This window comes from Kribbella sp. NPDC056861 (assembly GCF_040687575.1).
GTDB lineage: Bacteria > Actinomycetota > Actinomycetes > Propionibacteriales > Kribbellaceae > Kribbella.
This window is the reverse complement of record NZ_JBFBNQ010000005.1, coordinates 428651-452583: the sequence shown is the minus strand read 5'-3', so window position 1 is coordinate 452583 and position 23933 is coordinate 428651. Positions and strand designations below refer to the sequence as shown.

The 23933-nt window shown below is 68.9% G+C and carries 22 protein-coding genes; 17 read left to right on the top strand and 5 right to left on the bottom strand.

All coding sequences use genetic code 11. The features are described 5' to 3' along the window. Positions 1 to 11: 11 nt before the first annotated feature. From pyrF to AB0P21_RS26315, 11 genes are all read left to right on the top strand, one after another. Positions 12 to 848 carry an orotidine-5'-phosphate decarboxylase gene (gene pyrF / locus AB0P21_RS26365; RefSeq protein ID WP_363699860.1) on the top strand — a complete coding sequence of 279 codons (837 nt, stop codon included), beginning with the start codon at positions 12 to 14 and terminating at the stop codon, positions 846 to 848. 171 nt (positions 849 to 1019) lie between these two features. Further along, entirely contained in the window at positions 1020 to 1370 is a 351-nt protein-coding gene (locus AB0P21_RS26360; protein ID WP_363699859.1) for a hypothetical protein, read from the top strand. An 82-nt stretch (positions 1371 to 1452) separates the two neighbouring features. Further along, on the top strand, positions 1453 to 1827 hold the full coding sequence (locus AB0P21_RS26355) for a hypothetical protein (RefSeq protein ID WP_363700227.1): 375 nt from the start codon (positions 1453 to 1455) through the stop codon (positions 1825 to 1827). A gap of 167 nt (positions 1828 to 1994) precedes the next feature. After that, positions 1995 to 5000, top strand: coding sequence for a polysaccharide deacetylase family protein (locus tag AB0P21_RS26350; RefSeq protein WP_363699858.1), 3006 nt, complete (start codon positions 1995 to 1997; stop codon positions 4998 to 5000). Between the two features lie 186 nt (positions 5001 to 5186). Continuing rightward, positions 5187 to 5501, top strand: a complete 315-nt coding sequence (gene mihF, locus AB0P21_RS26345; protein WP_026163363.1) for an integration host factor, actinobacterial type — start codon at positions 5187 to 5189, stop codon at positions 5499 to 5501. A gap of 134 nt (positions 5502 to 5635) precedes the next feature. Further along, on the top strand, positions 5636 to 6253 hold the full coding sequence (gene gmk / locus AB0P21_RS26340) for a guanylate kinase (protein WP_363700226.1): 618 nt from the start codon (positions 5636 to 5638) through the stop codon (positions 6251 to 6253). 4 nt (positions 6254 to 6257) lie between these two features. Continuing rightward, positions 6258 to 6563: a DNA-directed RNA polymerase subunit omega gene (rpoZ, locus tag AB0P21_RS26335; protein WP_164593232.1), complete on the top strand. Its 306-nt coding sequence runs from the start codon at positions 6258 to 6260 to the stop codon at positions 6561 to 6563. Positions 6564 to 6575: 12 nt separating this feature from the next. Continuing rightward, a complete protein-coding gene (gene coaBC, locus AB0P21_RS26330) occupies positions 6576 to 7820 on the top strand; it encodes a bifunctional phosphopantothenoylcysteine decarboxylase/phosphopantothenate--cysteine ligase CoaBC (protein ID WP_363699857.1) in 1245 nt (414 codons plus the stop codon). Positions 7821 to 7857: 37 nt separating this feature from the next. Further along, on the top strand, positions 7858 to 8994 hold the full coding sequence (locus tag AB0P21_RS26325) for a winged helix DNA-binding domain-containing protein (protein WP_363699856.1): 1137 nt from the start codon (positions 7858 to 7860) through the stop codon (positions 8992 to 8994). A gap of 236 nt (positions 8995 to 9230) precedes the next feature. Beyond that, the gene (metK, locus tag AB0P21_RS26320; protein WP_363699855.1) at positions 9231 to 10424 is read left to right on the top strand and encodes a methionine adenosyltransferase; all 1194 of its coding nucleotides are present in this window, start codon (positions 9231 to 9233) and stop codon (positions 10422 to 10424) included. 73 nt (positions 10425 to 10497) lie between these two features. Then, positions 10498 to 12537: a primosomal protein N' gene (locus AB0P21_RS26315; protein ID WP_363699854.1), complete on the top strand. Its 2040-nt coding sequence runs from the start codon at positions 10498 to 10500 to the stop codon at positions 12535 to 12537. A 1-nt stretch (position 12538) separates the two neighbouring features. On the opposite strand, the gene AB0P21_RS26310 is transcribed toward AB0P21_RS26315, so the two are convergent. Beyond that, the gene (locus AB0P21_RS26310; protein ID WP_363699853.1) at positions 12539 to 13528 is read right to left on the bottom strand and encodes a helix-turn-helix domain-containing protein; all 990 of its coding nucleotides are present in this window, start codon (positions 13526 to 13528) and stop codon (positions 12539 to 12541) included. Between the two features lie 94 nt (positions 13529 to 13622). Between AB0P21_RS26310 and AB0P21_RS26305 the strand changes: the two genes are divergently transcribed. Continuing rightward, the gene (locus AB0P21_RS26305) at positions 13623 to 14831 is read left to right on the top strand and encodes an MFS transporter (RefSeq protein WP_363699852.1); all 1209 of its coding nucleotides are present in this window, start codon (positions 13623 to 13625) and stop codon (positions 14829 to 14831) included. A 10-nt stretch (positions 14832 to 14841) separates the two neighbouring features. After that, on the top strand, positions 14842 to 15459 hold the full coding sequence (locus tag AB0P21_RS26300) for an HAD family phosphatase (RefSeq protein WP_363699851.1): 618 nt from the start codon (positions 14842 to 14844) through the stop codon (positions 15457 to 15459). Here the strand turns inward: AB0P21_RS26300 and AB0P21_RS26295 are convergent. Further along, on the bottom strand, positions 15456 to 16628 hold the full coding sequence (locus AB0P21_RS26295) for a hypothetical protein (RefSeq protein ID WP_363699850.1): 1173 nt from the start codon (positions 16626 to 16628) through the stop codon (positions 15456 to 15458). The two genes, AB0P21_RS26300 and AB0P21_RS26295, sit on opposite strands and share 4 nt — an antisense overlap. A 4-nt stretch (positions 16629 to 16632) precedes the next feature. After that, positions 16633 to 18099, bottom strand: coding sequence for a hypothetical protein (locus tag AB0P21_RS26290; RefSeq protein WP_363699849.1), 1467 nt, complete (start codon positions 18097 to 18099; stop codon positions 16633 to 16635). 185 nt (positions 18100 to 18284) lie between these two features. On the opposite strand from AB0P21_RS26290, the gene def reads away from it, so the two are divergent. The 4 genes from def to AB0P21_RS26270 are packed head-to-tail and all read left to right on the top strand — an operon-like array spanning position 18285 to position 22183. Continuing rightward, positions 18285 to 18833 (top strand): peptide deformylase, encoded by a 549-nt coding sequence (gene def / locus AB0P21_RS26285; RefSeq protein WP_363699848.1) that lies wholly within the window; start codon positions 18285 to 18287, stop codon positions 18831 to 18833. Continuing rightward, on the top strand, positions 18830 to 19771 hold the full coding sequence (gene fmt, locus AB0P21_RS26280; RefSeq protein WP_363699847.1) for a methionyl-tRNA formyltransferase: 942 nt from the start codon (positions 18830 to 18832) through the stop codon (positions 19769 to 19771). Before def ends, fmt begins: the two co-directional genes overlap by 4 nt. Then, complete coding sequence (locus AB0P21_RS26275; RefSeq protein ID WP_363699846.1) at positions 19768 to 21153, top strand: transcription antitermination factor NusB; 1386 nt, start codon at positions 19768 to 19770, stop codon at positions 21151 to 21153. The genes fmt and AB0P21_RS26275 overlap by 4 nt, the downstream gene beginning before the upstream one ends. A 37-nt stretch (positions 21154 to 21190) precedes the next feature. Further along, entirely contained in the window at positions 21191 to 22183 is a 993-nt protein-coding gene (locus tag AB0P21_RS26270) for a DMT family transporter (RefSeq protein ID WP_363699845.1), read from the top strand. On the opposite strand, the gene AB0P21_RS26265 is transcribed toward AB0P21_RS26270, so the two are convergent. Continuing rightward, a complete protein-coding gene (locus AB0P21_RS26265; protein WP_363699844.1) occupies positions 22180 to 22836 on the bottom strand; it encodes a hemerythrin domain-containing protein in 657 nt (218 codons plus the stop codon). The genes AB0P21_RS26270 and AB0P21_RS26265 overlap by 4 nt on opposite strands. Positions 22837 to 22902: 66 nt before the next feature. Further along, positions 22903 to 23877, bottom strand: a complete 975-nt coding sequence (locus AB0P21_RS26260; protein WP_363699843.1) for a DMT family transporter — start codon at positions 23875 to 23877, stop codon at positions 22903 to 22905. Positions 23878 to 23933 lie beyond the last annotated feature (56 nt).

Here is a 23933-nt window from a genome sequence, read left to right as displayed (position 1 = left end):
GTGATCTCCCCATGCAGAACAAGCCTTTCGGGCCCCGTCTCCGGGCGACGATGGACCAGCGTGGTCCGCTGTGCGTCGGCATCGACCCGCACTCCCACCTGCTCGACCAGTGGGGGCTGCCCGACACCGCCGAGGGCCTGGCCTCCTTCACCTACGGCGTGGTCGACGCGCTGGCCGAGCACGTCGCGGTGTTCAAGCCGCAGTCGGCCTTCTTCGAGCGGTTCGGCTCGGCCGGGATCGCCGTGCTGGAGCAGGCGACGATCCGGCTGCGCGAAGCCGGCGCCCTGGTGATCATCGACGCCAAGCGCGGCGACATCGGCTCGACCATGGCCGGCTACGCCTCGGCGTACCTGGCAGAGAAGGGACCGCTGGCCTGCGACGCGCTGACGGTCAGCCCGTACCTGGGCTTCGGCTCGCTGCAGCCGGCCATCGACGAGGCCCGCGAGGCCGGGGCCGGCCTGTTCGTCCTGGCCCTGACGTCCAACCCGGAAGGCCCGCAGTTCCAGTCCGCCCGGACGGCCGACGGCTCGACCGTCGCCGGTGCGGTGCTCGACGGTCTGCGTGAGCTCAACGCCGGTGCCGATGATCTCGGGTCGTTCGGCGCTGTCGTCGGCGCGACCATCAAGTCGACGGGGGAGGACCTCGACATTCGTGGCCCGCTGCTCGCCCCCGGCCTCGGCGCCCAGGGCGGGACCGCCGCCGGACTCACCGAGGTCTTCGGATCGGCAGTGCGCAACGTCGTACCGTCGAGCTCCCGTGAGATTCTCGGCGCCGGCCCCGACGCGACCTCGCTGCGCGACGCCGCCGACCGCGCCAACGAAGCGTTCCGCACGGTCCTGGGTTACTGACAACGCAGCGACGCGGTAGGTCGCGGGCCGGTTCCAGCCAGGTCGTGGGAGGTTCCTCACGGCGTGGCTGGTGGTCCGGTGACCCCGTGGTTCGCCAGGGTTGCCGGGACGGAAAGAGCAAGTCTTCCCGCGGCAACAGATAGGACTGGAATGCGTAAGGTTGCGGCCCTCGTGGCGGTAGTGACATTGAGCGTCGGCACCTTGACGGCCTGCTCGGGCGGCGACTACTGCAGCGAGTTGCAGAACTACGCCGAGGCGACCAAGAACATGAAGGACCTGAAGGACAAAGAGGCCGTCGAGAAGCTGACCAGCGAGGCGAAGAAGCTGTCGAAGTCCGCGCCGGACGACCTCAAGGACGACTGGAAGGTGATGAACGACTACCTGGCCAAGGCCAAGGAGGTCGATGGCGACGAGGCGAAGCTGGCGGAGCTGGCCAAGGACGCCGGGCCGAAGCTGGCGGCCGCCGGCGAGGCGATCGCCAAGCAGGCCAAGGAGACCTGCAAGGTCACCCTCGGCTCCTGACACCAGAGTTACTGCACCGGCCGGTCTCCCTCGGGGGCCGGCCGGTAGCGTTGACCACACCGACTCGAAGGATGACACCGTGATGCGCCGTACTGCTGGGCTGGCCGCGACGATCGTGATCGCGGCGGCCGGACTGACCGCCTGTACCGAAGAGCAGGCGTACTGCGTCGACCTGGCCGGGTTCGCGGCCGCGGCGACCAATGTCGATCCGCAGGTGCCGGCCGACTACGCCAAGCTGCTGGAGGACGCGAAGAAGCTGCAGGACAGCGCGCCGGCCGAGGTGAAGGACGACTGGAAGGTCGTTGCGGCCTTCGCCGAAAAGGCCCAGAAGGCCGGGAAGAACGAGGTCGAGCTGGCCCGGCTGAGCAAGCAGCTCGGCGCTGTTACGACGGCCTACAAGGCGATCGCGACCCAGGCCAAGGACTCCTGCAAGGTGGACATCCCCAAGTTCAACTGAGCTGTACCGGACACCCTGCGCAGTCGTGCACACGCGCATCGTCGTGTCGTATCCGAAACGGTTCCCGAGTGCTAGCCTCGTTCGCGGGGGGACGGCTGCGCATCCTGCGCCCGTCCTGGGTTGGATTCGTTGCGGATGCCAGGGGGGCCTCGGTGTCATTTTCAGGTGTGCTCAAATCACGGGCTTTACGAATAGGTGCTGCGTTAGCGATCACCGTTTCGTTCGGCCAGTTCACGTTCGTCACGCAGGCGCAAGCCGCGGGGGAGACGGTTGTTTCCCTGACGTTCAACGACGGACTGATGTCGCAGTACCAGTACGCGGCGCCGGTTCTGAAGTCCCACAACGTCAACGGCACGTTCTACGTCTCGAGCCGGATCATCCAGGCCAACGCGCCGGGGTACTTCGCCACGTGGCACGCCGACGAGCTGTACCGGGACGGCAACGAGATCGGTGGTCTGAGCAAGGACCACATCGACCTCACCGATCCGAGTACCACGCAGGCCTACAAGCAGGACCAGGTCTGCAGCGACAAGGAAAGACTGGCGGGTCTCGGATACGACCCGCAGAGCTTCAGTTACCCGTACGCCGCGGTCGACGCGAACGCGGGCACCATCGTCCAGGGCTGTGGCTACCTGTCCGGCCGGACCGTGGGCGGCCTGGCGCCGACCAGCGCGCCGTACGCCGAGAGCCGGCCGCCGGCCAACCCGTTCTGGCTGAGCACGGCGAACTTCCCGAGCGGCCCGCTCACCCTGGCCGATCTGCAGAACTCGGTCAACGTTGCCTCTAGCAACGGTGGCGGCTGGGTGCCGATCGCCTTCAACTACGTCTGCAAGCCCGGTACGCCGGAGTACAACGACTGCATGGGCACCTACCAGGCGCTCGACTCCACCGTGCTGGACCAGTTCATCGAGTGGCTGCAGAGCGGCGCCCCGGCCGGCACCACGATCGAGAAGGTCCGCGACGTGATGGGCGCCGGCCCGCAGCCGGTGCTGGCCGCGCGGCCGACGCAGATCTCGCTGACCTTCGACGACGGCCTGGTCAGCCACTACGGGATCCGTTCGATGCTCTCGTCGCACGGCGTGCACGGCACCTTCTACATCAACAGCGGTGCGGTGGACGACCCCGAGGAGGACAACGCGATGACGTGGGCCGAGATCAACAATCTCAAGGCCGACGGCAACGACATCGGCGGTCACACCAAGGACCACATGGTGATCACCGATCCGGCGACCACCTTCGACTACAAGTGGCACCAGGTCTGTGACGACCGGGCCCGGCTGCAGGCGCAGGGCTTCTCGCCGTCCGGTTTCGCCTACCCGGAGGCCGCCTTCAACGCCGAGGCGATCAGCATCGTCCAGGGCTGTGGCTACCAGACCGGTCGTAGTGGCGGCAGCATCCTGGTGGGTGGGCCGATCTACACCGAGTCGACGCCGCCGCGCGATCCGTTCGCGCTGTACGCCCTCGGTACTACGTACGACGGTCCGGTCACGCTGCAGTCGCTGATCGACGCGGCCAATGGTGCCGCCGATCACGCCGGTGGCTGGGTGCCGATGATCTTCCACGAGATCTGCTACCAGGGCACCGCGAAGTACGCCGCCTGTATGGCCGACTACCGGCCGATCGACTCCGTGGTGATCGACCAGTTCCTGGACTGGGCGGTCGCTCCGGCCAACGCGAGCCGGGGCATCTCGATCAAGAGCGTCGCCGAGGTGATGGGCAGCGGACAGGCGATTCCGAACCCGGTCATCACGTCGCCGACGGCCAACCAGACGGTCAACGTGGTGCCGACCGTCACCGGTACCGGGATGGCGACCGGCAGCGACGTGACCGTGGCGCTCTACTCGGGTCTCTACAGCATCGGCAACCCGATCCTGACCGCCAACGCGACCAACAACGCCGGCACCTGGTCCGTGGCACTGCCCGGCCCGCTCGCCAACGGCATCTACACCGTGCAGGCGAAGCAGAACGGCAACAGCCAGACGGGGGCCAGCGCGCCGAAGACCTTCGTGGTCAACGACGCGGCCGACGTGACCGCTCCGGTGGTCCAGATCACCGCGCCGGTGAACGGTTCCAGCCGGAACACCACCCAGCCGGTGATCAGCGGAACCGGTGGCAAGCTGACCGGCGATGCCGCAACGACGACGGTCAGCATCTACAACGGCGCCACCGCGACCGGTACGCCGAGGTCGACTACCGCGGTGACGATCTCCGCCACCGGCACCTGGACGCTCACTCCGGCAGTGCTCCCGCAAGGGACCTACACGGCCCAGGCGACCCAGTCCGACGCGGCCGGCAACGTCGGGACCAGCACGTCGACCTTCACGGTCGACACGGTCAAGCCGATCGTCTCGATCACCAGTCCGGTCAACAACGCGATCGTGACCACGACCTCGATCAACGTCGTCGGCAAGACCGGCGTACTGCCGGGCGACAGCGCGACGGTGACGCTGAAGGTCCATGCCGGCAGCAACACCTCGGGCGCGGTGGTCAGCACCTTGACCAGTACCGCGGCCGCGGGCAACTGGACGGCAGCTGTCTCGGGCCTGGCGGCCGGGACCTACACGTTGAGCGCTTCGTCCACCGATGCGGCCGGCAACATCGGCCTCAGCGCGAACGTGATCGTCCAGCTCCGCAGTGGGATGACGGTGACGTCGATCTCACCGAACGCGTTCTCGCAGGGCCTGACCGGCCGGGCGGTGGCGATCAACGGCACCGGGTTCACCGCGGCCTCGGTGCCGTCGTTCCCGGGCGCCGGGATCACGATGACGTCGTACACCTTCGTCAGCGCGACCCGGATCAACGCGGTGGTCAACACCGCGGCGAACGCGACGGTGGCCAGGAGCAACGTCGTGGTCAGCCGGGCCGGCACGGTCGACGCGGTCTGCGCGAACTGCTTCACCCTGAACGCGGCCCCGAAGGTGACCGGCGCCTCGCCGAGCACCGTCGCCAGGGGACTGTTCAAGTCGTTCGCGATCACCGGGAGCGGCTTCACGGCGGCCAGTCAGGTGACCTTCTCGGGTACCGGGATCAACGTGCTGCTGCTGAGCCGGTCGGCGAACTCGATCAACGTCACCACCTCGTCGATCTCCGGTACGCCGGGACCGCGCAACATCACGGTGACGAACCCTGACGGCGGGGTCAGCACCTGTGTGGGGTGCCTGACCATCTCCTAACGCTCCATCCAGTACCACCCGGCACTACAGAGCATCACGCAGGGCCACGGCTTCGGCCGAATCGGCGACGGCGGCACCCGGTCAGCGAACTGGGTGCCGCCGTCGCCGCATGGTGTGTTGTTTGCTGTCGGAGGGCGTGTTTGGCTAGGTTCACCTGCGAAGACACACAACGGGACAGGTGAGACGGTGCCACTTCCTTCTTTGACCCCGGAGCAACGCGCGGCTGCTCTGGACAAGGCCGCTGCCGCACGCCGTGAGCGTGCGGAGATCAAGAACCGGATCAGGCACTCGGGGGCGTCTCCTACGGAGGTGCTGCACGAGGGGCAGACCAACGACGTGATCGGCAAGATGCGGGTCAGCGCGCTGCTGCAGTGCGTCCCGGGGGTCGGCAAGGTCCGGGCGCAGCAGATCATGGAGCGGGCCGGCATCTCCGAGACCCGGCGGGTGCGCGGGCTGGGCACCAACCAGATCGCGGCCCTGATGCGGGAGTTCGCCGAGTGACACCGATGATGCAGACTGAGCTGACCTCGACCGAGTTGCCGTCGAGCACGCTGGAGCCGACTGAGCTGGAGACAGACGTGGCCACGGGGAACGGTTCCACCGACGCAGTCCGGGACGGTGCCCAGGACGGTGTGCTGCGCGGTCCGGAGGGTGGCAGCCCGGAGGGGGACCAGGACAGCGGTGGAGCCCGGCTGACCGTGCTGGCCGGACCGACGGCGGTCGGCAAGGGCACGGTGGCGGCCGACATCCGCGAGCGCTTCCCGGAGATCTGGATCTCGGTCTCGGCCACCACTCGCAAGGCGCGGCCGGGCGAGGTGCACGGTGTGCACTACCTGTTCGTCTCCGACGAGGAGTTCGACCGGATGATCGCCGCCGACGAGCTGCTGGAGTGGGCCGTCGTGCACAAGGCGGCCCGCTACGGGACGCCCCGGCAGCCGGTGCTGGACAAGCTGGCCGACGGCCGGCCCGCGCTGCTGGAGATCGACCTGCAGGGCGCCCGGCAGGTTCGCGAGACGATGCCGGAGGCGCATTTCGTCTTCCTGGCGCCGCCGAGCTGGGACGAGCTGGTCCGCCGGCTGGTCGGCCGGGGCACCGAGACGGCCGAGGAGCGGGAGCGCCGGCTGGAGACCGCGACCCTCGAACTGGCCTCCGAGAAGGAGTTCGACGTGACGATCGTGAACGCGTCGGTTCGGGAAGCGGCCGATCACTTGGTAAAGTTGATTCGATCACCCAACATCTCTGGAAAGAGCTGACATTTTGTCTGGCAACCAGCCCGTCGCCATCGGCATCACTTCGCCGCCGATCGACGACCTGCTCACCCACACCGACTCGAAGTACAAGCTGGTGCTGTACTCGGCCAAGCGGGCACGGCAGATCAACGCCTACTACTCGCAGCTGGGCGAAGGCCTGCTCGAGTACGTCGGACCGCTGGTCGAGACCCACGTCCAGGAGAAGCCGCTGTCGATCGCGATGCGCGAGATCAACGACGGCGTGCTGACCTGCACGGACATCGATCCCGAGGCCGAGGCGGAAGCCGCTGCTGCCGCCGCGGAGAAGTCCTAGTACTTTCGCTCCATGACGACAACGGGGCAGCGGCCGTCGGTGGTTCTCGGCGTCGGCGGCGGGATCGCGGCGTACAAGGTCTGTGATCTGCTCCGCCGGCTGACCGAGTCCGGACACAGCGTCCGGGTGGTGCCGACCGCGGCCGCCCTGGAGTTCGTCGGCGCCGCCACCTGGGCGGCGCTGTCGGGTCAGCCGGTGACGGCCGACCCGTTCGACGACGTTCACGAGGTTCCGCACGTCCGGATCGGCAAGGGCGCGGACCTCGTCGTCGTCGCGCCCGCGACCGCCAACCTGATCGCCAAGGCCGCCCATGGGCTGGCCGACGATCTGCTCACCAACACTCTGCTGACCGCCCGCTGCCCGATCTTGTTCGCGGCCGCGATGCACACCGAGATGTGGGAGCACCCGGCCACCCAGGCCAACGTGGAGACCCTGCGCTCGCGCGGGATCACCGTGCTCGACCCCGCGGTCGGCCGGTTGACCGGCGCCGACACCGGCCGTGGCCGGTTGCCCGAGCCGTCGGAGATCTTCGCGATCAGCCAGTTGATGCTGGCCGACCACGCCGCCCGATCCGCGGGCCAGGCGGTCGCCGATCTGACCGGCAAGAACGTCCTGATCAGCGCGGGTGGCACCCGCGAGCACCTCGACCCGGTGCGCTACCTGGGCAACTCCTCGTCCGGCAAGCAGGGCTACGCGTTGGCCCGGATCGCCGCTGCCCGGGGCGCCAAGGTGACCCTGGTCGCCGCCAACTCCGAGCTGGGTGACCCGGCCGGCGTCCAGGTCGTCCAGGTGACCAGCACCCGCGAGCTGTACGACGAGATCACCGGCCGCGCCGCCGACGCCGACGCCGTCGTGATGGCCGCCGCTCCGGCCGACTTCCGGCCGGCCGATGTCGCCGAGCACAAGATCAAGAAGACCGGCGACGGCGCCGTCCCCAGCGTCAGCCTGATCGAGAACCCCGACATCCTCGCCACCATCTCGCACGACCGCCGCCGCGCCGACCAGGTGATCGTCGGCTTCGCCGCCGAGACCGGCGACGCCGAACACACTGTGCTCGACCTCGGCCGCGCCAAGCTGAAGCGCAAGGGCTGCGACCTGCTGGTCGTCAACGACGTCTCCGGCGGCAAGGTCTTCGGCAGCGACATGAACGAGGCAGTCATCCTGGACCGCGACGGCGGCGCTGTCCCGGTCCCTTCCGGCAGCAAGGACGCCCTCGCCGGCGTCATCTGGAACCTGGTCGCCACCCACTGGCATTAGGTCAGTTCCTGACCGCACCTGCTTCTAGCCTGGTGCCATGAAGACGGTGAGTTGGCGGGACGTGGTGGCGCGGCGGATGGTGCGGCATCACCTCAGCGTTCCTGCGGCGGGGAGCCCGGTGGACATCGTACGGGCTATGGCTGGGGCGCATGCGCAGGTGTTGTCGGCGGCTGAGATCTCTGTCGCGCTCCGGTTGGAGAAGGCGACGCGGGAGGATGTTCAGCGGGCTCTGTGGGAGGACCGGAGTTTGATGAAGACGTTCGGGCCGCGGGGGACTGTGCATCTGTTGCCGACGGATGAGCTCGCGAGTTGGGTGAGTGGGCTGGCTGGTCTGCAGCAGCCGAGGTCTGTTCCGTTGACGATGCGGATGAGTGCGGAGCAGACCGATCAGGTGATCGCGGCGATCGGGGAGGCGCTGGCCGAGGACGATCTGACCGTGGACGAGCTCGGTGACGAAGTGGTCGCCCGAGCAGGTGCGTGGGCCGGCGATCTGGTGATGCCGGCCTTCCAGACCTACTGGCCGCGGTGGCGGCAGGCGATTTCGGATGCCGCGAACGCCGGAGTCCTCTGCTACGGCCCGAACCGGGGGCGCAACACCACCTACTCCAACCCGCAGCGGTTCGCGCCGTTCGAGCCCGTGGTCGATGCCGTTCCCCAGTTGGTACGACGTTTCCTCTGGTCCTACGGTCCGGCGACTCCGCAGCACTTCGCGAAGTGGCTCAGCATCTCGCCGGCCAAGACCGCGAAGCTGTTCGCCTCCCTTGCCGACCAGCTGGAAGAGGTGCTGCTCGACGGCCAGCCGGCTTGGCTCAACCGCGGCGACACGGACTTCACCGCCGAGCCGGCTCGCGGCGTCCAACTCCTTCCGTACTTCGACGCGTACGGCGTCGGCAGTCATCCGCGCGAGCTGCTCTTCCCCGGCAAGGCGTGGGAACGCGCGACCGCCAGGGGACAGGCCGGCAACTATCCGCTGCTGCTGGTCGACGGGATCGTGGCCGGTGTCTGGCACCAGCGCCGCAGCGGGAGCAAGCTGCAGCTGACCGTTGAGCCTCTCCGCGAGCTCAAGTCGTCCCAACGCAAAGCTCTCGACGCTGCAGCCGAGCGGCTCGGCGCGATCGTCGGCGCGCAGCCAGTGCTGACGATCGGCGAGGTGACCGTCGGTGCTCACGCCTGACGCAGAGCTTAGGCAAGGCTTGCCTAGCCTGATGTGGCGAGAATTACGTCGGTTGTTTCACGCGGGACCGTCCAGGATGTGGTGAGACAGTCTCGCCAGGCGGACAAAATGGCCCGGCGTCCGGGTTCCTGAACAGAACTGCTGGCATACTTCCCCACAGCATCGCGTGAGGCGGTGCGCGGGCGGGGGACGATCTTCCCTGCCGAGTCGCAGACGAGGAATTCCAAGGAGAATCCGTGGCACGGCGCCTTTTCACGTCCGAGTCGGTGACCGAGGGTCATCCGGACAAGATCGCTGACCAGATCAGCGACTCGATCCTCGACGCACTGCTGACCGAGGACCCGAAGAGCCGCGTCGCGGTGGAGACGCTGGTGACCACCGGGCTGGTGGTGGTGGCCGGTGAGGTCACCACGACGGCGTACGTGGACATCCCCGGGATCGTCCGGCAGCGCATCCTCGACATCGGCTACGACTCCTCGCTGAAGGGTTTCGACGGCGCCTCCTGTGGCGTCACCGTTGCCATCGGCAGCCAGTCGGCCGACATCGCGCAGGGCGTCGACACGGCGTACGAGAACCGGTCGGAGTCGTCCTCGGACGCGCTCGACCTGCAGGGCGCCGGCGACCAGGGACTGATGTTCGGCTACGCGTCGGACGAGACGCCCGAGCTGATGCCGCTGCCGATCACCATCGCGCACCGGCTGTCCGCGCGGCTGTCGGAGGTCCGCAGGGACGGCACGATGGCCTACCTGCGCCCGGACGGCAAGACCCAGGTCACGGTCGAGTACGAAGGTGACAAGGCGGTCCGGATCCACACCGTCGTGGTGTCGAGCCAGCACGCCGCCGACATCAGCCTGGACTCGATGCTGACGCCGGACGTGAAGAAGCACGTCGTCGACCCGATCCTCGAGCAGTTCGACATCGACTCGACCGACTACCGGCTGCTGGTCAACCCGACCGGCCGGTTCGAGATCGGCGGCCCGATGGGTGACGCCGGGCTGACCGGCCGCAAGATCATCATCGACACCTACGGCGGGATGGCCCGGCACGGTGGCGGCGCGTTCTCCGGCAAGGACCCGTCCAAGGTCGACCGCTCGGCGGCGTACGCGATGCGCTGGGTGGCCAAGAACATCGTCGCCGCCGGTCTCGCCTCGCGGGCCGAGTGCCAGGTCGCGTACGCGATCGGCAAGGCGGCGCCGGTCGGCTTCTACGTCGACACCTTCGGCACCGAGACGGTCCCGGTGGACAAGATCAGCGACGCGGTGCTCGAGGTCTTCGACCTGCGCCCGGCCGCGATCATCCGCGACCTGGACCTGCTCCGGCCGATCTACGCGCAGACCGCGCGCAACGGCCACTTCGGCCGCACCGACGTCGACTTCACCTGGGAGCGCACCGACCGGGTCGAGGCGCTGAAGGCTGCCGTCAACAAGTAGTTCTCGATACAACCGCCCGTGACCTGTGGATGGTCACGGGCGGTTTGTCGTTCCACCGGACTAGAGTTCCGGGGTGGCACAGAACGGAGACTCACCCGAGCAGCTGACGCTGCTCCGCGAGACCGTTCGGCGATCGCGGACGAAGGAGCCGGCCGGGGTCAGCTCGGCGTTGCCGGTGGCCCGCATCGCGGTCGACATGCCGCTGCCGCATCTGGACCGGCCGTTCGACTACCTGGTGCCCGACGACCTGGCCGACGCGGCCCAGCCCGGGGCGCGGGTCAAGGTGCGGTTCGCGGGCAAGGACCTGGACGGGTTCGTGCTGGAGCGGCTGGCGTCGTCCGAGCACGAGGGCAAGCTGGCCAGGATCCGCAAGGTCGTCTCGCCCGAGCAGGTACTCACGCCCGAGGTCGCCGATCTCTGCCGAGCCGTCGCCGACCGGTACGCCGGAGTCTTCGCCGACGTGACCCGCCTCGCGGTGCCGCCGCGCCAGGCGAAGGTCGAAGGCGAGGCATTGAAGTGCACCCAACCGGTCCGTCCGGCGGCATCCGCGTCGCGTTCAGAGTGGGCGCCGTATCCATTGGCGGGCGGCTTCCTCGACGCATTGATCCGTTCCGAGGCGCCGCGCGCGATCTGGACCGCAGTACCGGGGGCTGATTGGGCGCTGGCCCTCGCCCAGGCCGCCGCTGTCTGCGCGTCGGCAGGTCGCGGCGCACTGCTGCTCGCACCGGACGCGCGCGATCTGGAGCGCCTGGCAGCAGCCTGTACTGCGGTGCTCGGCAAAGACGGCTTTGTCACCCTCTCCGCCGACCTCGGCCCGACAGCGCGGTACCGAGCCTTCCTGTCCGCCCTGCGTGGCTGCACGCGCGTCGTGATCGGCACCCGCGCCGCGGCCTTCGCGCCGGTCGCGGATCTCGGGCTCGTCGCGCTCTGGGACGACGGCGACGACTCGTACGCCGAGCCGCGGGCGCCCTATTCGCATGCGCGCGAGGTGTTGCTGCTGCGCGCCCATCGGCAGAAGTGCGCCGCGATCATGGGCGGATTCGCGCGGTCGGCCGAGACCGCCGCGTTGATCGAGTCCGGCTGGGCCGGCGAACTGATCGCGGATCGTGCGGCGATTCGGGCCGCCTCGCCGTCGGTGCACATTTCGGGGGAGTCCGACATCGACATCGCGCGGGACCCGGCGGCCCGGGCAGCGCGGCTTCCACACCGGGCTTTCGAGGTGGCCCGGGAGGGGTTGAAGACCGGGCCGGTGCTGGTCCAGGTGCCGCGAGCCGGTTATCTGCCGAGCCTGGTGTGCCAGACCTGCCGCGCGCCTTCACGCTGTTCCACCTGCGGCGGTTCGCTTCGCCGTACGGGGCAGGCGGGACCGCCGAGTTGCAGCGTGTGTGGCAGGCCGGCTGCGGATCACCGCTGCCCTGAGTGCCATGACACGCGCATGCGCGCAGCCGTTGTCGGAGCCCGGCGTACTGCGGAGGAGCTCGGCCGCGCGTTCCCAGGTGTGGTGGTCCGTACTTCGGGTGGCGACCACATGCTCGACACCGTCTCGGACCAGCCGGCCCTGATCGTCACCACGCCAGGTGCTGAGCCGGTCGCCGATGGCGGCTACAGCGCGGCTTTGTTGCTGGACACCTGGTTGTTGCTCGCGCGACCGGATCTGCGCGCCCCGGAGGAGGCGGTCCGGCGGTGGTTCAACGCTGCATCGCTGGTTCGCTCCGCGCGCGATGGCGGCGCGGTGATCATGGTGGGGGAGCCGTCGGCAACACCGTTGCAGGCGGTGGTCAGGTGGAGCCCGGAGGGGTTCGCGACGCGGGAGCTGGAGGAGCGGCGTACTGCGCGGCTTCCACCGGCCGCGAAGTTGGCTGAGCTGACCGGACCGACCGAGGCGGTGGCCGATCTCGTCGCGCGGTTGCGGCAGTTGGTGGATCCCCAAGCGGGGTTGGACGTTCTCGGGCCGGTGGCGATCGACGACGAGACCTCGCGAGCTGTCGTGCGGACTCCGCGGGCGGCGGGGGCGAGTCTTGCCCGGGCGCTCAAGGAGGGGCAGGCGGCGCGTAGTACGAAGAAGTTGGTGGGGTCTGTGCGGGTGCAGATCGATCCGGCGTCGTTCGGGTGAGTCAGGAAGCCAGCGCTGCGGGGCGGGAGGCGGCGAGGAGTTGGTTGCCGAGCGAGGTGCGTGAGTAGAGGACCGTGCGGCCGTCCCGGCGGGAGTCGACGATGCCGGAGTTGCGCAGGATGCTCAGGTGCACGCTCAGGGTCGGTGCCGAGACGCTGAGCTGGTGGGCCAGGTGGGTGGTCGACATCGGCAGGTCGAGGTGGCCGACGATCGCCGCTCGGGTCTTGCCGACGAGCTCGGCCAGCGGCGACTCGCTGACGTCTTCCTGGCTCTCCCACAGGCGGCCGAGACCACGCGGCGGGTAGGTGATCGTCGGGACGTGCGGTGCACCCGTCACCGGCAGCGCGGCCGGCCAGGTGAAGACGCAGGGCACGAGCAGCAGCCCTTGGCCGGGTAGTGGTTCGCCGTCGCAGCAGTACGGGCGGTCGATCTCGATCCGGTCGCCGCAGAAGCGCACCGAGGGGTGGAGATTCCGCAGTACGCGACCCATGCCGCCGCCGGCCAGCTCCTCCAGCCGGAAGGCGAGATCGTCCTGCAGCAGGGCCCGCATCCGGCGCCAGTCGGGCTCGATGGCCAACCGCCAGTACGCGTCGAGTGCCGAGGTGATGCGGTCGAGTGCCTTGGCAGGGTCGGCGATCAGCTCGGGCAGCAGCGGGTTCGGTGTGCTCTCGTGCAACTGGGTCAGCTCGGCGGCGACCAGAGACAGGGGAGTGGCGGCGATCGCGGCCAGACCCGACTCGAAGCTGGTCGAGCGACGCGGTGGCGCCGGGGTGATGAAGTCGGGGATGTAGCTGGTCGGCGGGATGAGGGCCTTCAGCAACGACAGGTCGTGGGTCGCGAGCAGCGGCCGGACCTTGCGCAGCCACGGCCCGTGCACGCTGCTCGGCGCACTGTTGCTGAGGGCCCGGACACTCGTCACCGTCTCCCAGACCGGCGAGAACGCGAACCTGATCCGGCTCACGTCGTCGCTGCGCAGCCTGAGAGTGATCACCTCTCGAACTCTAATGGCGACAGTGACGACACGGAAGGATTAGTTCTGGGCCTAATGTTCGACAGTGCCCCCTGGCGCGGCGACAGTAGAGGACATGAACGACGCACCGCGCATGCCACGGGCCTTCTGGGCCTTGTGGGTCTGTCAGCTGGTCAACCGACTCGGCAGTTTCGTCCAGCCCTTCCTGGTCCTCTACCTGACCCAGGACCGCCACCTGTCCGCCGGTACTGCGGGTGCGGTGGCTGCTGCGGTCGGTGCCGGATCGGTGGTCTCGCAGATCGTCGGCGGCTGGTTGTCCGACCGGTTCGGCCGCCGCAGGACCATGCTGATCGGCTTCCTCGGTACTGCGGCCGCCCTGATCCTGCTCGGCTCGGCGCGCTCGATGGTGACGATCTGGGCGGCCGCGTTCGTGGTCGGCCTGATGGGCGACCTGTTCCGGCCCGCCGTGCAGGCGACGGTCGCCGACCTGCTCCAGCCGAGAGAGCGCGTTCGCGCGTACGGGCTGCTGTTCTGGGCGATCAACCTCGGCTTCTCCGTCTCCACGGTCAGCGCCGGCGTGCTCGCGAGCCTCGGCTACAACTGGCTGTTCTGGATCAACGCCGGTACGTCGGTCGCCGCCGCGCTGGTGATCTGGTCGATGGTGCCCGAGACCCGGCCGGTGCTCGACGACGGGCCACGCCGGCCGCTGCTGCCGGTCGCGTTGCGGGACACCACGTTCCTGCTGATGATCCTGCTCCAGGTCGGCTACGCGACGATCTACTTCCAGGGCTACTCGACGCTGCCGCTGGCGATGGCCGGTGACGGATTGCCTTCGTCGACCTACGGCCTGGTGATCGCGTTGAACGGGGTGGTGATCGTGCTGGTCCAGCCGTTCGTGAACCGGCGGCTGGCGGCGCTCGACCGGCCGAAGTTGCTGGCCGCCTCGATGCTGGTCGTCGGAGTGGGCTTCGGGATCGGCGCGGTGGTGGACAACTGGTGGGGCTATGCGCTGTCGGTCGTGGTCTGGACGGTCGGAGAGATCGGTTTCGCGGCCGTGATCGGCGCGGTGATGGCCGATCTCGCTCCTATCGACCTGCGCGGCGGCTACATGGGACTGGCGGGCAGCATGTCCTTCGGCCTGGGCAGCGTGATCGGGCCACTCCTCGGCACGAACACGCTCGAACACGCGGGCCCGGTCACCGTCTGGCTCGGGTGCGCGGCGCTCGGCGGGCTCTTGTTCGCCGGTCAGTTGGCGCTCGCTCCGGCGCTGCACGCGCGTGCCGAGGCGAACAGCGCAGTACAGGACGCCCTTCCGGCCGCCTAGGGTTGTCGGCATGACTGAGCGGAGCGTTGACGATGTGGTGTTCGATATCGGTGGGGTGCTGCTGGACTGGAGCCCCGACTACCTCTACGACGAGCTGATCCCGGACGCCGGGCTGCGCGAGCACTTCCTCACCAACATCGCCACGCCGGACTGGAACGCGCAGCAGGACGCCGGCCGGACCTGGGCCGAGGCGGTCAGCGAGCTGACCTCGCTGCACCCGGAGCACGCCGAGTGGATCGAGGCTTACGACACCGGCTGGCTCAAGATGGCGCGCGGTCTGATCGAGGGCACCGCCGAGCTGATCACCGAGCTGCGCGAGCAGGGCATCCCGACGTACGCGCTGACGAACTTCTCGGCGGAGAAGTGGGAGGTCGCGAAGGAGGCGTTCCCGATCCTGACCGGCTTCACCGGCGAGGTCGTGTCCGGCACCGAGCAGACCGTCAAGCCCGGCGAGAAGATCTACCAGATCCTGATCGAGCGCTACCAGCTCGACCCGGCGCGGAGTTTCTACACCGACGACAAGGACTACAACGTCGTCGCCGCCCGCGAGGTCGGCCTGGACGCGGAGACCTTCGTCGACGCCGCCACGCTGCGTACCCAGCTCAGAGAGCGCGGTCTCCCCGTCTAGGAAGTACTGACAGCCATAGCCTCGGTGTACTTCGCACCCGCGCCGAGGTGGGCCGCCTCGAAGATCAGCGTCCCGTCCTGGCAGGTGGCGGGCGTGATGGCCGTGTCCGGGGGAGTGGCGTACACCCGCTGGGGTCGGGCGAGACCGGGTTGCCAGCGCTGCAGCTGGAAGCGTTCGACCCCTTCGGTCATCGTCCGCACCTCCCAGTGGATCCAGTTGCCACAAGCAACGATGGTGTCGGTGACGATCGGCCCGATCGAGTGCACCGTTGCGCCGGGCTTCTCCCGGACGTACCCGGTGCTCTGGTACTGGTCGGGATCCGACGCGCCGACCTCTGACCAGACCGATGCCCCGCGCAACGAAGCGCCGCTCCACTGGATGCAGTTCTTCGCCGCCACCACCGGACTGGCCGCGCCACCGGCCAGCGGAGCGGTCAGCAGCCGCTTGCACCGCCGCGTGGTCTGCGGCGCGGTGATCTCGCTGAAGGTCACCGAATCGCTCGAGACGACCGGGTCCGCGATGTAGCCGGGATCGGCCACGCAGCTCACCGTGCGCGCCTTCAGCGTGGCCAGCTCGGCGATCACCAGGCACGACCGGCGCTTGGCGTCCGTGCTGCTGTAGGCGAAGGTGCCGTCGGACGCGCCGATCTCCGGCTCGGAGATCCGCGGGAGCTTGGTGCCCAGTTCGACGGCCTTGCCGGAGGCAAGGTCATAGCGGAAGGCCCGGATCTGCGGGCTCGGCCCGTCGTCGCGGATGTCCTCGATCAGCGCCCAGTGGTCGTCGATCACCACCGGCGACTGGGCCACGAACCCGGCCGCCGGCACGTGCTTGACGACGACCCCCTTGCTGGCCCGATCGGTCACCGTGGTGGTGCCGGCCTCGTCGCTGCCGCGGGTGACCAGGTACTTGCGCTGCTGCGTGACGACGTGCTGACCATCGACCGGCTGCTTCAGGATCTTGGTGAAGCTCGGCGGGCCGGCCGGCGTCGGCGGGATGCTCGGCGACACCGGCGTACTGCCCGGGCCTGCTGGGCTCTGGCTGGTGCTCGGCGTACCGGTCGGAGCCGTGGTCGGGGGAGCGCTCTCCGGCTGGTCGGAGGAGCAGGCGCTGGCGAGCAGGGCCAGCCCGGCCACCAAAGCGGCCGGGCCGAGCAGCTGTGAACGACGCATTCCCCTACAGACCGATGTTCTTGAACGAGTTGGCCAGGGTCGCGTTGAACATCGCCGAGGCCGGGATGTTCTTCGGCCCGTCGGTGACGTTGCCGCGGCTGTTGAAGCGACGCTCGTTGAACACCTCGAAGATGCCGATGGTGCCCTTCTTCGCGTCGTAGCCGCGGCCGACCTGGTAGTGCCCGCTGTGGTTGAAGGCGAGGTACGGGAAGTACCGCTTCAGCAGCTGCACGTGCTCGATCACCGGGGCCGGCTTGCTGCCGCCGAGGTGCTTCTTGTGCGCGGCGAAGAACTTCTGGGTGTTCCAGTGCCCGACGCTCTGGATGATGTAGGTGCCCGCCGCCAGGTCCCAGTCGGTCTTCAGGTTGGTCTGCTTGACCATCGACGAGATCGCGGTGCCGGAACTGGTCGCGCCGAGGTCCTTGGCCCAGGACGTCTGGGTGTCCTTCTGCTGGTCGTCGGCCCAGTCGATCGCCTGGAAGGTCGCCGGGCCACACCAGTAACCCTTGTCCTGCGAGGTCTGGAAGCCCTTCATGATGTACGCCGACGAGGCCAGCTTCACCGGCGGCACCGAGGTCGACGGCTTCGGCTTCGGCACCGGGGTGGTGGCCGGGGTGGACACGTCGGGGCCTCTGGGAGTCACGCTCGGCGTCGCCGGTGGAGGCGTGGTCGCCGTCGCGGAGGGAGCCGTGCTCGGCGCAGTAGAAGGCGTTGCAGAAGGGGCCGTGGTCGCGTCCGCCGACGGGGTGGTGGTCGTGTTCGTCGGGTCGAGCACCTGCTCGGGGTCGACCGCGTCCGAAGTACCGGCGGGAACAGTGAGCTCACGCAGCGCGCGGGCCTTGTCGCGTCCGTCCCAAGCGGCCTGCATCTCGTCCAGCTCCGCATTGAGCCGAGCGCTGTCGGACAGCTCCGACCGCTCCGCAACAAACGCGGCCGGGCTCAGCGCGCCGGTGGCGATGTCCTGCTCGGAGGTGGCGCGCTCGGTGCCGGCGGCAAGATCTGGGTCATCGGTCATCGCGCTGACCTGCGCACCGCTGGGCAGTTGGTCGACGAAGCCGAGGCCGAGGCAGTAGTGCTCCGTCTCGAGCTTGAAGCACCGCATCACCTGCTTGCTCTGGTCGGCGAGCGTGGTGGCGCGCAGCATCGAGGAGTTCGGCGCCGTACGGATCACTTCCTGTACGACGTCCGTCCACGAGGTCGCCGCCGGCAGCTCGGGCACCGGCTCGCCGGTCTGCCACTTGTCGTCCGGCGCGGTCGGGTCGGGCTCCGGCGCGATCGTCGGCGTACCGGTCGGCTCGCCGGACGGCACTGCTGCCGGTGTGGTCGTCGGGGTAGCGGTCGCGCTCGGCACCGGTGAGTCCGATCCGGAGTACGAGGGCTCCGAGGGCACGCGGGCGGCGGCCAGTGGGGCTTGGGCGAGCAGGGCGCCGATCAGGATCAGGCCGGCTGCCCCCCGTGTCGCTGTGGGCATTTGTGTCTCCCGTTGGCCGTGTGACGGTAGTGACTGTAGGTACGGCTGAGACCACAGTACGTGCTTGAGGCAACATTGTGGAGTGGGGTGGTCGCTGTCAGCGACCAGAGCCGGTCGGCTCGGGGCCTACGCGCCGACCACTAGACTTGCCCGGTCCCCCCGTCGGTGAGTGCTGTGGAGTTTGCGTGTCGGTCCAACCCATCCGCCTGTTCGGCGATCCCGTTCTGCTCACCAAGGCCGACCCGGTCGTCGACTTCGACGCCGAGCTGCGCCGGCTGGTGGCGAACCTGACCGACACCATGCAGGCCGCGCCCGGCTCGGGCCTGGCGGCGCCGCAGATCGGGGTCGGGCTGCGCGTCTTCACGTACTTCGTGGACGGCGAACTCGGCCACCTGGTCAACCCCGAGCTGAGCCTGTCGGCCGACGAGCAGTTCGGTCCCGAGGGCTGCCTGTCGATCCCGGGCCTGACCTTCGACTGCCGCCGGGCGATGAGCGTGATCGCCAGCGGCTTCAACATGTACGGCGACCCGGTGGTGATCGAGGGCTCGGACCTGCTGGCACGCTGCATCCAGCACGAGACCGATCACCTGGACGGCGTGCTGTTCGTCGACCGGCTGGACACCGCCACCCGCAAGACCGCGATGAAGGCGATCCGTGAGGCCGACTGGTCCGGGTTGTCCGGCCCGCCGCAGGTCAAGGTCTCGCCGCACCCCACGAACGGATTCGGACTGTGAGAGTAGTTTTCGCCGGCACCCCCGAGGTGTCCGTCACCGCACTGCGCGCGATCGTTGCCAGCGGCCATGACCTGGTCGCCGTCGTGACCCGTCCCGACGCGCCGGCCGGTCGCGGCCGCAAGCTGGTCGCCTCCACGGTCGCGCAGTACGCCGAAGAGCTCGGCATCGAGGTGCTCAAGCCGGTCAAGCCGAGCGATCCCGACTTCCTCGCCCGGCTGACCGAGATCGCGCCGGACTGCTGCCCGGTCGTCGCGTACGGCGGACTGCTGCCGCAGGCCGCGCTCGACATCCCGCCGCACGGCTGGATCAACCTGCACTTCTCCGTCCTGCCGGCCTGGCGGGGCGCGGCGCCGGTGCAGCACTCGATCATCTCCGGTGACGACGTGACCGGCGCGAGCACGTTCCGGATCGTCAAGGCCCTCGACGCAGGACCCGTGTACGGCGTACTGACGGAACGGATCGGCCCGAAGGACACCTCCGGCGACCTGCTCACCAGGCTGTCGGAGTCCGGCGCCAAGCTGCTGGTCGACACCCTCAACGGGATCGAGGCCGGTGCCTTGGTCGCCGTCGAGCAGCCGGCCGACGGCGTCACGCTGGCCCCCAAGATCAACGTCGAGGACGCCGAGCTCGATCTCGCCGCTCCCGCGCTACGCGTCGACCGGCTGGTCCGCGGCTGCAACCCGGCGCCGGGCGCGTGGACCACCTTCCGCGGCGAGCGGCTCAAGGTGCTCGACGTCGACGTGACGGAAGAAGAAGACCTCAAGTCGGGCGAGCTGCGCGCCACCAAGTCCAGTGTCGAGGTCGGCACCGGCAGCAAGGCGCTGAAACTCGTCACCGTGCAACCGCAAGGCAAGAAACCGATGGCCGCCGCCGACTGGGCGCGCGGTGTCCGCATCTCCACTGACGACCTTCTCGGTCCGGAATCGACAACAGCGTGAGCGATCGCACTCCCCGCAACCGGGCGCCGCAGCGGCGGCCCGACCAGGTTCGGCTGGTCGCCTACAAGGTGATCCGGCAGGTCTCCTCCGAGGACGGCTACGCGAACCTCGCGCTCAACAAGGCGCTGCGCGAACACAAGCTGAGTGGTCGCGACGCCGCGTTCTGCACGGAGCTGGTGCACGGCACGCTGCGCTGGCAGGGCACGTACGACGCGATCCTCGCGCGCAGCGTGTCCCGGCCGCTGGCCGATCTGGACCCGGAGCTGCTCGACCTGCTCCGGCTCGGCGCGCACCAGTTGCTCCGGATGCGGGTCGACTCCTATGCCGCCGTCGACGAGATGGTCACGCTGACCCGCGCCCAGGTCGGCCAGAGCCGCAGCGGTCTGGTCAACGCCGTACTGCGCAAGGTCAGTCAGCGCGACTTCGACCAGTGGATCGTCGATGTCGCGCCGCACTCCGACGACGACCTGTTCGGCTTCCTGTCGATCGCGAAGGCGCACCCGCGCTGGATCGTCGAGGCGTTCGCCGACGCGCTGCACACCGACGGCTACGAGCTGGACAACCTGCTGGACGCCGACAACGAGCCGCCGCGGGTGACCTTGGTGGCCCGGCCGGGTCTGGCCGAGGTGGATGACCTGGTCGAGGCCGGTGCGACCAGGGGGCGCTTCTCGCCGTACGCGGCTGTCCTGCAGAGCGGTGGGGATCCTGGCCGGATCTCGGCCGTCTCGTCCGGGCGGGCCGGAGTACAGGACGAGGGGTCGCAGTTGGTCGCCACTGCGCTCGCCATGGCTCCACTGGAGGGCAGGGACGCCAAGTGGCTTGACCTGTGCGCCGGGCCGGGTGGCAAGGCCGCTCTGCTCGCGTCGATCGGTCGCCAGCGGGGTGTAGCCATCACGGCGATCGAGCCGCTGCCGCACCGCGCGGAGCTGGTACGCAGCAACCTGCGGGCCGTGCCCGGGAACCACCAGGTGCTCGTCGGCGACGGCACCAAGCCGACTTGGCCGGCGGGCTCGTACGACCGAGTGCTGGCCGACGTGCCGTGCAGCGGGCTGGGCGCGCTGCGGCGGCGTCCGGAAGCGCGCTGGCGGCGTACTGCGGAGGACGTGGCCGAGCTGCGACCGCTGCAGGAGAAGCTGCTCGACTCGGCGATCAACTCCGTCCGCAAGGGCGGGGTGGTGGCCTACGTGACCTGTACTCCGCACCTGATGGAGACCCGCGCCGTAGTGGACGCAGTACTGGCGCAGCGGTCTGACGCAGTACTCGAGGACGCTCGCGGGCTGCTGCCTGACGTGCCGTCGCTGGGGGACGGGCCGGACCTGCAGCTGTGGCCGCACGTGCACGGCACCGACGCGATGTACCTGGCGCTCATCAGGCGGACCTGATGTCAGGGGTCTGAGGCCGAACGGTCATGATGGAGGAGTGACAGCCACCGACCTCCGTCCGGCCCGAAGCACTCAGCACCTGCAGCTCATCGGGCTGGCAGCGGCGTTCGGCATCGGCATGCTGGTCGCGATCCAGTCCCGGCTGAACGGGGAGCTCGGGCACGAACTCGGCGACGGCGTACCGGCGGCGCTGATCTCGTTCGGTACCGGGCTGGTCGTGCTGCTGATCGGCTGCGCAGTGATCCCGCCGATCCGCAGGTCGGTCGGCAGGGTCTGGCGGACCATCAGGACGCCGTCCGACGGCAGTGGGCTGCTCAGGTGGTGGCAGTGCATCGGTGGAGTCGCCGGTGCCTTCCTGGTCGCCACCCAGTCGATCACTGTGTCCGTGATCGGCGTAGCGGTCTTCACTGTCGCGGTAGTCGCTGGGCAAGCCGTCAGCAGCTTGGTGGTCGACCGCCTCGGCTTTGGGCCGGCAGGGCCGCAGCCGTACACGCCGCTGCGGGTAGTGGGCGCGGTCCTGGCGCTGGTGGCCGTAGTACTGGCTGTGTCGGATCGCCTGGACCACCCGTCCGGCCTGCTGCTCGCAGTACTCCCTGCGCTGGCTGGGATCGGTACTGCGGTGCAGCAGGCCATCAATGGCCGGGTAGCTCAGACTGCGGCGATCGACGCGTCCGGTGCCGTGGCAGCCGGAGTCATCAACTTCCTCGTCGGCTTCACCGCATTGCTGGTCGTCTTCCTGGTGGACCTGATCGTCCGTGGCGCTCCGAACAGCCTGCCGACCAACCCCTGGCTGTACTTCGGCGGCATGTGCGGCGTGATCTTCATCAGCGCCGCCGCCTCCGTCGTCCGCGTGGTGGGGGTGTTCGTCCTCGGCCTCGGCACGATCGCAGGGCAGCTGATCGCCAGCCTGGTCATCGACCTCTTCATCCCGGCCACCGACCAGGCCGTCACCTTCGCGGTCGTCGCGGGCACCTTGCTCGCCCTGGTCGCCGTGGTGATCGCCGCGATCCCGAACCTCCGGAAGAACTAGCCCTCCCGGACGGTCCGCAGGTAGCCGTCGTACATTCGGCGCCCGACGAGCTTCCAGAGCAGCCGCACCGGTGCGGGCATCCTGGCCAGGAAGGCCTGGGCTTCGTCCGCGGAGCAGTCCTCGAGGATCATCCCCAGGAACAGCAGCCGCTTGCGCTTGTCGTCGATCGACTTGGCGCCTCGCTCGCCGAGTTTGCCCCACTGCTCGACCGTCAGGTGTTCGCGGACCAGCGGCAGGATCTCCCGCTCCTCCTCGACCAGGTGCAGCTCGAGGGTCGCGGCCGTCTGCCTGACCGCGGCTGCCAGCGCGTCGCGATCGGCCTGGTTCGCCGTGGCGGCCCAGGCCGGTGACAGCTTGTCGATCTGGTCGAGTGTGGCCGACAGCGAGTGGTGCTGGGCCTCCATCCGGTGGATCAGTTCCGCCTCCAGCGTGGCCTGCTGCAGCAGCGGCGGCCAGAGCAGGTCGTCCTCGCCCTCGTGGTGGTGATGCAGTGATGCGACCACGTCACCGAGGTGCTCGGTCAGCAGGGCCGCGCGGGCGGTGTCGCCGACGGTGACCTGCTCGATCAGGTCCGGCAGCAGCCGGAACTCGCGCCGGAACACCCGGTGGATGATCACCATCTCGTGGGTATCGGGTACTGCGGTCGTGCTCATCTGGTCCTCCCCAAGACTGGGCCGTCAACGCCGGAAGGTTCCCCCCGACCGGCGCGGGCCGCGTCCTCACGGTACCGGGGAGGGCTCCTTCCGTGCCGGGATTTTCCGGTCGCCGCCGGACCGGAAAGTCCGGATCACGCCTTGTGACACAGCGACTCCGGTCAGCACGATCGCGGCGCCGACCGGCTGGTACCAGGTCAGGTGCTCGTGCAGCACGATCACGCCGACGGCGATCGAGAAGATCGGCATGATGTAGGTGACCATCGAGCTCATGCTGGCGCCGATCAGCCGGATCATCCGCACGTTCAGCACGAACGCGATCCCACTGCCGAGCGCGCCCAGGGCGATCACGCTGACGATCACCTCGGCCGACAGCGACCACGGCCGCGGCGGCGCCTGACCGGAGATGAGCGGCGCCAGGATCGCCAGCTGGAACGTTGCGCAGATCAGCAAGGTGGCCGACAACGCGGTACCCGACAGGTTGCTGCCGGCAATGAATCGCTTCTGGTAGGGGATGGCGATCCCGTACGACAGGGCGGCGCCCATGCAGAACAGCTGGCCGACCAGATCCGCGCCGCCGTGCAACTGCCAGGCGCCGAGCACCACCATCATGCCGCCGAACCCGATCACCAGGCCGAGCACGCGCTGCGCGGTGAACTTCTCGGTCCGGAACACCAGTACGGCCACCGGCAGCACCACCAGCGGGGTGATCCCGTTCCAGATCCCCGCGAGCAACGAGGGGACCCGCTGTTCGCCGTACCCGAACAGGGTCCACGGCACCGCCGAGCCGATCAGCCCGGCGACGAAGTTGTGCCCCCAGATCCGCGGCGACCGCGGCAACGCCTCCCGCTTGACCAGCAGGATCACCACCAACACCAGCGCGCCGGCCAGCACCCGCCCGAGCGCGAGGTACGCCGGATGCAGCTCACGCACGCCGATCGAGATGAACAGGAAGCTGCAGCCCCAGATCGCGGCCAGCGTCAGCATCGTGGGAAGCCACGACCGCACCGGCGGCTTGTCAGGAGTCGTAAGGGTGCTCACTCCTGACATCCTGCAGCATGCTGGGGACAATTTCCCCTTTCTGCCCGCAATTGGGC

Bases quoted from the DNA above. Each gene is read 5' to 3' on its own strand.
- AB0P21_RS26290 (WP_363699849.1), bottom strand. From the start codon at position 18,099: ATGCCCACAGCGACACGGGGGGCAGCCGGCCTGATCCTGATCGGCGCC.
- AB0P21_RS26295 (WP_363699850.1), bottom strand. From the start codon at position 16,628: ATGCGTCGTTCACAGCTGCTCGGCCCGGCCGCTTTGGTGGCCGGGCTG.
- AB0P21_RS26265 (WP_363699844.1), bottom strand. From the start codon at position 22,836: ATGAGCACGACCGCAGTACCCGATACCCACGAGATGGTGATCATCCAC.
- AB0P21_RS26325 (WP_363699856.1), top strand. From the start codon at position 7,858: ATGAAGACGGTGAGTTGGCGGGACGTGGTGGCGCGGCGGATGGTGCGG.
- coaBC (WP_363699857.1), top strand. From the start codon at position 6,576: ATGACGACAACGGGGCAGCGGCCGTCGGTGGTTCTCGGCGTCGGCGGC.
- AB0P21_RS26355 (WP_363700227.1), top strand. From the start codon at position 1,453: ATGCGCCGTACTGCTGGGCTGGCCGCGACGATCGTGATCGCGGCGGCC.
- AB0P21_RS26300 (WP_363699851.1), top strand. From the start codon at position 14,842: ATGACTGAGCGGAGCGTTGACGATGTGGTGTTCGATATCGGTGGGGTG.
- AB0P21_RS26305 (WP_363699852.1), top strand. From the start codon at position 13,623: ATGAACGACGCACCGCGCATGCCACGGGCCTTCTGGGCCTTGTGGGTC.
- pyrF (WP_363699860.1), top strand. From the start codon at position 12: ATGCAGAACAAGCCTTTCGGGCCCCGTCTCCGGGCGACGATGGACCAG.